We start from the raw sequence: 10,047 nt of genomic DNA on the forward strand, positions 1-10,047 counted from the left end.
CTAGTTCGTGACCGTGCGGTAGGCGATCTCGGCCAGCCGTGCCTGACCGTTGACACTCGGATGGAACCAGTCCCACTGGCTCAGCTGTTGGCCGTCGAAGCGGAACTCGTACACCGCCCCGTCGTCGAAACGACACCGGAGGTCCTTCTCGCAGACCTCCTTGAGCACCTTGTTGTACGCCTCGACCCGCGCCTGCACCGTCTCGCGCCGCTCGTTGGCCGCCGCCGTGAGGGAGTCGGCGTCGCCCAGCATCGACGGGCAGATGCCGAGCTTCCACACCTGCTTGCCCAGCGGGTTCGTCCGGCCCTGCTCCCACAGCCGCATCAGACTGGGCACGCTCGCGACATACACCTGGGTCTTCGGCAGGGACTTTCGCAGCGTGCTCATCGCGTCCTCGAACTGCGTCCGGAAGTCGGCCTCCGACGTCATGCCGCCGGTCGACGCCCGGCAGGCGTCATTCGCCCCCGCCATCACCGCGACCAACTCCGGCCTACGGGTGACCGCCTGGGCCATCTGCCCGGCCACGTCCGTCATACGCGCCCCGGTCACCGCGTAGTTCCAACTCCGCTCGGCCGCCTTCGCCCTCCCCAGCAGCCGTACCGCCAGACTGTCGACCTTCGGGCTGCTGCCGGTCGCCCAGGAGACCTCGGGACAGTCCGCCAGGACACCGCAGGCGTCGAATCCACGGGTGATGGAGTCGCCCACGGCCGCGACCGAGGCGGGGCTGCGGTCCCAGGCGGGCGTCGGCTTCGGCGACGGACGGGCGCCGCGCGTCTCGCTGCCGGACGGCGCCGGGGAGTCGCCGCCGACGGCGTCACAGCCCGCGACACCCACAACGGCCGCGGTCACGGCGGCGAAGACAGCGAGCGAAAGGTGCCGTCGCTTCCGCATGCCCTGGTCCATCCCCTCGCTCGTCCCGGTCGGCCACACCCACTGATGTCTCCAACCAATAACAACGCACAAGGGTTCCCGCCCGGATCATGCAACGGCTCACACCCGTACAAGCGTCCCACCGGGTGAATGGCGGACGTTTCACGGCACCTGGACCGACGGTACGTCACACTCCTTGCGCCGCCGCACGGTAGCCTCGCCATCAACGTGGCTGCCCGGCCACGATCGTCCGCCAGTTCGCAAGATGTCCGCTCTGCCCGGAGGTACCGGTGACGACACGTGGAGTTCTGTACGTGCACTCCGCGCCGCGCGCGCTGTGCCCGCACGTCGAGTGGGCCGTCGCCGGGGTGCTCGGCACACGCGTCAACCTCGACTGGATCCGGCAGCCGGCCGCGCCCGGCACCTGGCGCTCGGAGTTCAGCTGGCAGGCCGAGGCGGGCACGGCCTCCAAGCTGGCGTCGGCCCTGCGCGGCTGGCACCTCCTGCGCTTCGAGGTCACGGCCGAGCCCTGCCCCACCGCCGAGGGCGAGCGCTACAGCTGCACTCCCGAACTGGGCATCTTCCACGCGGTGACCGGCATCCACGGCGACATCCTGATCCCGGAGGACCGTCTGCGCGCGGCGCTGGCGAGGTCCCAGCGCGGCGAGACGGACCTGGAGGCGGAGATCGCCAAGCTCCTGGGCAAGCCGTGGGACGACGAGTTGGAGCCGTTCCGGTACGCGGGTGAGGGAGCGCCGGTGCGCTGGTTGCACCAGGTGGTCTGAGGTTCGAAGACATGAAGTACATGAAGGGCCCCCACCTTGGGAGGTGGGGGCCCTTCACGTACGTATGGAAGCTTCTCAGATCGTCCTGAACGCCAGCACCACGTTGTGCCCGCCGAACCCGAACGAGTCGTTCAGCGCGGCGATACGGCCCTCCACGGGGAGCTTCCGAGCCTCACCGCGGACCACGTCCGCGTTCGCCTCGGCCTCCGGGTCGAGGTTCTCGACGTTGATGGTCGGCGGAGCGAGGCGGTGGTACAGCGCGAGCACCGTCGCCACGGACTCGACACCACCGGCACCACCCAGCAGATGCCCGGTCATCGACTTCGTCGCGGACACCGCCATGTGGTCGGCGTCGTCACCGAACACCTTGCGCAGCGCCTTCAGCTCGGCGATGTCACCGGCCGGCGTGGACGTCGCGTGCGCGTTGACGTGCACGATCTCCGCCGGGTCCAGGTCGGTGCGCTCCAGCAGGTTCTGCAGCGCGTGCGAGATGCCACGGCCCTCGGGCTCGGGCTGCACGATGTCGTGCGCGTCGGCGGAGATGCCCTGACCGACCGCCTCGGCGTACACCCGGGCCCCGCGCTTCGCGGCGTGCTCGGCGGACTCCAGGACGATCACGCCGGCACCCTCGCCGAGGACGAAGCCGTCGCGCGCGACGTCGTAGGGACGCGACGCGCCCTGCGGGTCGTCGTTGTTCTTGGACATCGCCATCATGTTGCCGAACGCGGCGATCGGCAGCGGGTGGATCGCCGCCTCCGTGCCACCCGCGACGACGACGTCGGCGCGGCCCGTGCGGATCATCTCGATGGCGTAGCCGATGGCCTCGGCACCCGACGCGCACGCGGAGACCGGCGTGTGCACGCCCGCGCGGGCGCCCACGGCCAGACCCACGTTGGCGGAGGGGCCGTTCGGCATCAGCATGGGGACGGTGTGCGGGGAGACGCGGCGGACGCCCTTCTCCTTGAGCACGTCGTACTGGTCGAGCAGCGTCGTCACGCCACCGATGCCGGAGGCGATGACCGCACCGAGGCGGTCGGGGTCGACGGTCGGGTCCTCGCCGGCCTTCGCCTCGAACCCGGCGTCCTTCCAGGCCTCCTGGGCGGCGATCAGCGCGAACTGCGCCGAACGGTCCAGTCGGCGGGCCTGCGGCCGCGGGATGACCTCGGTCGGCTCCACGGCGACCGGCGCGGCGATACGGACCGCCTGGTCGGCGGCCCACTCCTGCTCCAGGGGCTTGACGCCGGAACGTCCGGCGACCAGGCCCTCCCAGGTAGAGGCTGCGTCGCCACCCAGCGGTGTGGTTGCGCCGATACCGGTGACGACCACGGTGCGATTGGTCGGGCTCACGGGAATTCTTTCTCCAACGGATACGAGGATTCAGCGGCGCCACCGCCGGGTGGCGGGGCAGTCAGCCCAGCGGCCTGATCGGTGATCAGCCCTGGTGCTTGAGGATGTAGTCGGTCGCGTCACCCACGGTCTTGAGGTTCTTGACGTCCTCGTCGGGGATCTTGACGTCGAAGCGCTCCTCGGCGGCGACGACGACCTCGACCATGGACAGCGAGTCGACGTCCAGGTCGTCGGTGAAGGACTTGTCCAGCTGGACGTCCTCAACCGGGATGCCGGCGATCTCGTTCACGATGTCGGCGAGACCGGCGACGATCTCTTCCTGAGTGGCGGCCATCTTGGCGCTCCTTCGTAGATATCTCAGAGGGTTTGGCGCCCGCCGCGGCAGCGGCAGGTGGTGCGTTTTTTCCGTTCCGGATCGCATGATCCGGCACGGAGTGCCTAGGGGAGAGTAACGACCGTGGCGGCGTATACGAGACCCGCCCCGAATCCGATGACTAGCGCGGTGTCGCCGCTCTTCGCCTCGCCGGTCGCCAGGAGCCGCTCCATCGCGAGCGGGATCGAGGCGGCCGAGGTGTTGCCGGTGGTGCGCACGTCGCGGGCGACCGTTACGTGCTCCGGCAGCTTGAGAGTCTTCACCATCGAGTCGATGATCCGCTCGTTGGCCTGGTGCGGAATGAAGACGTCCAGTTCGTCCGGGGTGATTCCGGCCGCGTCCAGCGCCTGCTGGGCGACCTTCGCCATCTCGAACACGGCCCAGCGGAAGACCGCCTGGCCCTCCTGCGTGATCGCGGGGAACTTCACGTTGCCCTCGCTGTCCAGCGGGAGCTTGGAGAGATCGCCGATCCGGTACTCGTCCCACGGCACCGTCTGCTTGATCGTCTCGGACTTGTCGCCCTCGGAACCCCACACGGTCGGGCCGATGTGCGGCTCCTGGGCGGGGCCGACCACGACCGCGCCGGCGCCGTCGCCGAACAGGAAGGCCGTGGCCCGGTCCTCCAGGTCGGTGAGGTCGCTCAGCCGCTCCACGCCGATCACGAGGACGTACTCGGCCGAACCCTCGACGATCATGCCCTTGGCGAGCGTCAGGCCGTAGCCGAAGCCCGCGCAGCCGGCCGAGATGTCGAAGGCGGCGGCCTTGTTCGTGCCGAGCTTGTCGGCGATCTCGGTCGCGACGGCCGGGGTCTGCCGGAAGTTCGAGACGGTCGAGACGATCACGCCGCCGATCTGCTCGGCGGAGATCCCGGCGTCGGCGATCGCCTTGCCGGACGCCTCGATCGACATCGCGGCGACGGTCTCCTCGTCGTTCGCCCAGTGCCGCGTCTCGATGCCGGAGCGCGAACGGATCCACTCGTCGGACGAGTCGATCTTCTCCAGGATCACCTCGTTGGGCACGACCCGCGTCGGGCGGTAACCGCCCACACCGAGGATGCGTGCGTACGGGGCGCCCTTGCTGGGCCTCAGCTTCGCCATGCTCCGGGCTCCTTGTCAGGCGTGCTCTGCGATGAGCTCGCGAGCAGCGTCCAGGTCGTCGGGGGTCTTGAGCGCCAGGGTCTTCACACCCGGCAGCGCGCGCTTGGCCAGACCGGTCAGCGTGCCGCCCGGGCACGCCTCGATCAGGGCCGTGACGCCGAGCTCCTTGAAGGTCTCCATGCACAGGTCCCAGCGGACCGGGTTGGCGACCTGTCCGACGAGGCGCTCCAGCACCTCGGCGCCGCCGGCCACCGTCCTGCCGTCCTTGTTGGAGACGTAGGTGACCTTCGGGTCGCCGGGGACGAGCTCCTTGGCGGCCTCGGCCAGCGCGTCGACGGCGGGGCCCATGTGGTGGGTGTGGAAGGCGCCGGCGACCTTCAGCGGGACGACCTTGCGTACGCCCTCGGGCTTGTCCTCGCCCAGCGCGGCGAGCTGCTCCATGGTGCCCGCGGCCACGATCTGCCCGGCGCCGTTCATGTTCGCCGGGGTCAGGCCCAGCTTCTCCAGGTGGGCGACGCTCACCTCGGGGTCGCCGCCGAGCAGCGCCGACATACCGGTCTCGGTGATCGCGGCGGCCTCGGCCATGGCGAGCCCCCGCTTGCGCACCAGGGTCAGCGCGGCGGTGTCGTCGAGCACGCCCGCGTAGGCGGCGGCGGTGATCTCACCGACGCTGTGGCCGGCGACGGCGCCCGGCGAGATGTCACCGAGTGCCGCGGCGGACAGGATGCCGGCCGCGACGAGCAGCGGCTGCGCCACGGAGGTGTCCCGGATGGCGTCGGCGTCTGCCTGCGTCCCGTAGTGGGCGAGGTCCAGTCCGATGGCGTCCGACCAGGCACCGAGACGGTCGGCGGCACCGGGCAGTTCGAGCCAGGGGGTCAGGAAGCCGGGCGTCTGGGCGCCCTGGCCGGGAGCGACGAGTACGAGCACTCTCACACTCTCTCTTGGGGACGGGCAGCGCCGCCCGTGGGGACAAGGACGAAGAACACGAGGGGGTTTTGTGGGCCCCCGACAAAAGCCTAGAGCTGGAGATCGCCGTCGACCAGACGCCCCAGGATCAGCGCGATGCGCAAGGTGAACGCGGAGCGTACATCGGACGGCGACCAGCCGGTGACGTCAGTCACACGTCGAAGCCGGTAGCGCACGGTGTTGGGATGCACGAACAGCATCCGTGCCGCGCCCTCCAGACTGCTCGCCTGTTCGAGATAGACGGAGAGGGTCTCCAGGAGAGCCGACCCGGCCTCCTCCAGCGGTCTGTAGATCTCCTCCACCAACTGCTCGCGCGCGCTGGGATCCCCCGCTATGGCGCGTTCCGGAAGAAGATCGTCCGCCAGGCACGGCCGCGGCGCGTCCTGCCAGGCGGAACACGCCTTGAGGCCGGCGGCCGCGGCCTGCGCGGACCGGGTGGCGGCCTGCAGATCCGGTACGACGGGCCCGGCGACCACGGGTCCGGCGGCATAAGGCCCGATCAGCGACTTGGCGACGGCGAGCGGGTTGTCGCTGCCGCCCGCGATGACCACCAGCCGGTCCCCGAGCACCCCGGTCAGCACCTGCAGCTTGGCGTGCCGGGCGGCTCGCCGGATGGCCTCGACGGTCAGCTCGCTGTCCCCGTCGGGCGCGGTTCCGAGCACGACACAGACATGCTCGGGCGAGTTCCAGCCGAGCGCCGCGGCCCGCGACACGGCGCCCTCGTCGGCCTCGCCGCTGAGCACGGCGTTGACCACGAGCGACTCCAGGCGCGCGTCCCAGGCACCGCGTGCCTCGGCGGCCTGGGCGTAGACCTGGGCGGTGGCGAAGGCGATCTCCCGGGCGTAGACCAGCAGCGCCTCGCGCAGCACGTTCTCGTCGCCGGGAGCCGCGACCTCGTCGATGGCCGACTCCATGACCTCGATGGTCGTGCGCACCATCTCCACGGTCTGGCGCAGGGTGATGGCACGGGTCAGCTCGCGCGGGGCCGTGCCGAACACATCGGTGGAGATGGCCTGGGGCGCGTCGGGATGCCGGAACCACTCGGTGAAGGCGGCGATACCGGCCTGGGCGACGAGACCGATCCAGGAACGGTTCTCCGGGGGCATCGCCCGGTACCACGGCAGCGTCTCGTCCATCCGCGCGATGGCCTGCGCGGCGAGGGAACCGGAGGACTTCTCGAGCCGCTTCAGGGTCGCGGAGTGGGAATGGGCGGCGTGCGCGGCGGCTGAGGACTTACGGGCTTCGGGTTCGGGCACGGGGACAAGACTGCCTTATCCGGACGCGGGCGCGTGCCGGAGGGTCTGTGCTGAATGGCTCGGTCGCCCGCGGGGCGCCCCCACGGCTCCCTCGCGGCCGGCGTGGTCGGACCGGTGCACGTCGGTGGGCCCTCACCCCGGGTCCGGGTCCCCGGCGAGGGTCGCGGTGAGCTCGCGCAGGTGGGGCTACGGTGGTGCCCGTGATGGACGTACGGCGCGCCGCGGAGCGCTATCCGGGAGGGGATCCGGCCTCCGGCATCGAGTCACGCCACGCCTTCTCCTTCGGCCCGCACTACGACCCCGACAACCTCCGCTTCGGCGCGATGATCGCCTGCAACGAGGAACGGCTCGTCCCCGGCGCCGGCTTCGACGAGCATCCGCACAGCCACACCGAGATCGTGACCTGGGTGGTCGAGGGCGAGCTGACCCACCGCGACTCCACCGGCCACGAGACCCGGGTCGGCCCCGGGGACGTGCAGCGGCTCAGCTCGGCGGGCGGGGTACGGCACGTGGAGCGCAACGACGCCGGCACGCCGCTGACCTTCGTCCAGACCTGGCTGGCCCCGCTGACGCCGGGCGGCGACCCGGCGTACGAGATCGTCCACGGCATCGCGGACTCCACGCCGTACGCCGTTCCGGAGGCGGGCACGATGCTGCATGTACGCCGTCTGGCGGAAGGGGAGCGAACGGCGGTGCCGGACGGGGCGTATCTGTACGTGCATGTCGTGCGCGGTGCGGTACGCCTGGACGGCGAGGAGCTGGGCGCCGGGGACGCGGCGCGCATCACGGACGCCAAGGACATGGAGGCCGTGGGGGTGAGCGCGGCGGAGCTGCTGATGTGGGAGATGGCCGGTTAGGCGTGGGGTCCGAGATGCCCAAGTGGCTGAGGCAGCGTCAAATGGAGGTGTTGGACACCCGCCCGGCAGAGAAGAGCCGAGTGCATGGCCGGACACAGAGGCGCAGAGGGACGGGGCGACGCCCCTAGAGGGGGACTGCGACGACTCGGTGAGTGGTGCGCGCACCACTTCGTGATCGTGATCGTCGCGTGGGTCGTGGCCCTGGGCGTGCTCCAGGTCCTGAACCACTTCCACGGCGGGGAGTACTCGGACAACTTCTCCCTGTCCGACGTGCAGTCCCAGGACGGTCTGGACGTCCTCAAGAAGCACGATCCGCAGGCCGGCGGCTACAACAGCCAGATCGTCCTGCACGACGACAAGTCCCTGACCTCGCTCGGCTCGCAGATGTCGACCACCGTCGCCGACCTCCAGAAACTGCCGCACGTACTGTCCGCGCAGAACCCGCTGGACGCCACCTCCTCCAAGGTGGGGCCGGTGTCCTCGGACGGGAAGACCGCCTACATCACCATCCGCTTCGACGAGCAGCCCTCCCTCCTCGGCGAGAGCTACCTCGACGGGGTCGACGCCGCCGTACAGCCCCTTCGTCAGGCCGGTGCCGATGTCGAGTACGGCGGAACGCTGGGCGAGCTGGCGCGGCCCGCGGGCAACGACCGGCTGAGCGAGGGGATCGGCTTCGCCGTCGCCATCGTCGTCCTGCTGATCGGCTTCGGCAGTGTGCTCGCCGCCGGGCTGCCGCTGGTCACCGCGCTGATCAGCGTGGTCGGCGGGCTGGCCTGCCTGGGGCTGCTCGCCATCGCGTTCACCTTCGCCACGGTCTCGCCCACCCTCGCCACGATGATCGGCCTCGGCGTCGGCATCGACTACGCGCTCTTCCTGCTCACCCGGCACCGACAGGGCCTCATCGACGGCGCCGATCCGGTGCGCGCCGCCGGTCACGCCGCCGCCACGTCCGGACGCGCGGTGCTGGTCTCCGGCACGACGGTGATCGTCGCCCTGATGGGCCTGTGGGTGTCCGGTGTGAGCTTCATCGGCAAACTCGGCGTCGCCGCGGCCGTCACGGTCGTCTCCGCCGTCCTGGGCGCGCTGACCCTGGTCCCGGCCCTGCTGGGGCTGACCGGCCGCAAGGTCGACCGCTGGCATGTGCGCAAACCCGTCGCCGAGACCGACGCGGAGGGCGACACCTCCGAGGGCACCTGGCACCGGTACGCCAAGCGCGTCGAGCACCATCCGCTGCGCTACCTGTCCGCCGGCCTCGTCACCGTCGCCGTGCTGGCCATCCCGGTCTTCTCGATCCAGCTCGGCCACATCGGCGACGGCGCCGACCCCACGTCCTTCACGGACCGGCGGGCGTACGACCTGATGACGGACGCGTTCGGGGCCGGCTCCAACGGGCCGCTCACCATCGTCATCGACCAGACCTCCGTACCGGACTCGCAGCGCTCGGACCTCGCCTCGAAGGCCCAGCAGGCCCTGGGCGACGAGTCGGGGACCTCCTTCGTCAGCCCTCTGACGCCGACGCAGGACGGCGACGTGCTGGTCGGCACGGTCTACTCGTCGGTGTCCCCGCAGAACAAGGACACCACCGACCTGACGAACCGGCTGGTCGACGACACCCTCCCGGACGCGGTGTCGGGCACCGACGCCATCGGCTACGTCACCGGGACGACGGCCGCGCAGGTCGACTTCCGCGACATCGTCGCGAGCCGGCTGCCGCTGATCATCGGCGTCGTGGTCGCCCTGGCCTTCCTGATCGTCCTCACGGTCTTCCGCGGCCTGCTCGTCGCCCTGAAGGCGGCCGTTCTCAACGTCCTGTCGATCACGGCCTCGTACGGCGTCGTCGTCGCCGTGTTCCAGTGGGGCTGGGGCGGGCCCGCGCTGGGCGTGAACGGCAAGGTACCCATCGAGAGCTATGTGCCGATGATGATGTTCGCCATCATCTTCGGCCTGAGCATGGACTACGAGATCTTCCTGCTCTCCCGGGTGCACGAGGCGTGGCTGCGCACCGGGGACGCGAAGGACGCGGTCGCCCACGCGCTGGAGATCACCGCGCGCGTGATCACCTGCGCGGCGCTGATCATGGTGAGCGTCTTCGCGGCCTTCATCATCAGCGACAACATCGTGGTCAAGATGCTGGGCCTGGGCCTCGCCGTCAGTGTGCTCATCGACGCGACGGTGGTCCGGCTGCTGATGGTGCCGGCCGTGATGACGCTGCTGGGCCGGCACGCCTGGTGGACACCCCGGTGGCTGGACCGGATCCTGCCGCACATCGACACCGAGGGAACCGGCGAGCCCCTGAAACCCACGGCTACAACCGGGCGAGCACCGCGTCCGTGAAGCCCGGCCACGCCTTGATCGCCCATGGCCTGAACGCCCGGTCCGCGGTCGCACCCGCGCTGCCGGGGCCCCGGGACAGGTGACCGTGCCTACAGCTCGGCGAGCACCGCGTCCGTGAAGGCGGGCCACGCCTCGATCGCCCAGGGCCCGAAGGCCCGGTCC

At 70.5% G+C, this 10,047-nt stretch carries 9 protein-coding genes; 3 read left to right on the plus strand and 6 right to left on the minus strand.

Annotated elements, in window-relative coordinates:
* Nucleotides 1-891, minus strand: a complete 891-nt coding sequence (locus tag ACZ7NC_RS23160) for an SGNH/GDSL hydrolase family protein (protein ID WP_471490851.1) — start codon at nucleotides 889-891, stop codon at nucleotides 1-3.
* Between the two features lie 269 nt (nucleotides 892-1,160).
* On the opposite strand from ACZ7NC_RS23160, the gene ACZ7NC_RS23165 reads away from it, so the two are divergent.
* Nucleotides 1,161-1,655 carry a DUF3145 domain-containing protein gene (locus tag ACZ7NC_RS23165; RefSeq protein ID WP_383409940.1) on the plus strand — a complete coding sequence of 165 codons (495 nt, stop codon included), beginning with the start codon at nucleotides 1,161-1,163 and terminating at the stop codon, nucleotides 1,653-1,655.
* Between the two features lie 75 nt (nucleotides 1,656-1,730).
* On the opposite strand, the gene fabF is transcribed toward ACZ7NC_RS23165, so the two are convergent.
* From fabF to fasR, 5 genes are all read right to left on the minus strand, one after another.
* Entirely contained in the window at nucleotides 1,731-3,002 is a 1,272-nt protein-coding gene (gene fabF / locus ACZ7NC_RS23170) for a beta-ketoacyl-ACP synthase II (protein WP_471490852.1), read from the minus strand.
* Nucleotides 3,003-3,087: 85 nt separating this feature from the next.
* A complete protein-coding gene (locus tag ACZ7NC_RS23175) occupies nucleotides 3,088-3,336 on the minus strand; it encodes an acyl carrier protein (RefSeq protein WP_004001566.1) in 249 nt (82 codons plus the stop codon).
* Between the two features lie 104 nt (nucleotides 3,337-3,440).
* Nucleotides 3,441-4,472, minus strand: a complete 1,032-nt coding sequence (locus ACZ7NC_RS23180) for a beta-ketoacyl-ACP synthase 3 (protein ID WP_471490853.1) — start codon at nucleotides 4,470-4,472, stop codon at nucleotides 3,441-3,443.
* A 15-nt stretch (nucleotides 4,473-4,487) separates the two neighbouring features.
* Complete coding sequence (locus ACZ7NC_RS23185) at nucleotides 4,488-5,399, minus strand: ACP S-malonyltransferase (RefSeq protein ID WP_471490854.1); 912 nt, start codon at nucleotides 5,397-5,399, stop codon at nucleotides 4,488-4,490.
* 89 nt (nucleotides 5,400-5,488) lie between these two features.
* A complete protein-coding gene (gene fasR / locus ACZ7NC_RS23190) occupies nucleotides 5,489-6,694 on the minus strand; it encodes a fatty acid biosynthesis transcriptional regulator FasR (protein ID WP_471490856.1) in 1,206 nt (401 codons plus the stop codon).
* A gap of 203 nt (nucleotides 6,695-6,897) precedes the next feature.
* Here fasR and ACZ7NC_RS23195 point away from each other — a divergent pair, with 203 nt between their 5' ends.
* Both ACZ7NC_RS23195 and ACZ7NC_RS23200 read left to right on the plus strand, forming a co-directional pair.
* Nucleotides 6,898-7,551 carry a pirin family protein gene (locus ACZ7NC_RS23195; protein ID WP_471490900.1) on the plus strand — a complete coding sequence of 218 codons (654 nt, stop codon included), beginning with the start codon at nucleotides 6,898-6,900 and terminating at the stop codon, nucleotides 7,549-7,551.
* An 84-nt stretch (nucleotides 7,552-7,635) separates the two neighbouring features.
* Nucleotides 7,636-9,885 (plus strand): MMPL family transporter, encoded by a 2,250-nt coding sequence (locus ACZ7NC_RS23200; protein WP_471490858.1) that lies wholly within the window; start codon nucleotides 7,636-7,638, stop codon nucleotides 9,883-9,885.
* Nucleotides 9,886-10,047: the final 162 nt, after the last annotated feature.

It is taken from the genome of Streptomyces sp. NPDC111802 (genome assembly GCF_055634335.1).

Excerpts from the sequence above, each read along its gene's own strand:
- ACZ7NC_RS23160 (WP_471490851.1), bottom strand. The coding sequence starts at position 891 with ATGCGGAAGCGACGGCACCTTTCGCTCGCTGTCTTCGCCGCCGTGACC.
- ACZ7NC_RS23175 (WP_004001566.1), bottom strand. The coding sequence starts at position 3,336 with ATGGCCGCCACTCAGGAAGAGATCGTCGCCGGTCTCGCCGACATCGTG.
- ACZ7NC_RS23180 (WP_471490853.1), bottom strand. The coding sequence starts at position 4,472 with ATGGCGAAGCTGAGGCCCAGCAAGGGCGCCCCGTACGCACGCATCCTC.
- ACZ7NC_RS23195 (WP_471490900.1), top strand. The coding sequence starts at position 6,898 with ATGGACGTACGGCGCGCCGCGGAGCGCTATCCGGGAGGGGATCCGGCC.
- ACZ7NC_RS23200 (WP_471490858.1), top strand. The coding sequence starts at position 7,636 with ATGGCCGGACACAGAGGCGCAGAGGGACGGGGCGACGCCCCTAGAGGG.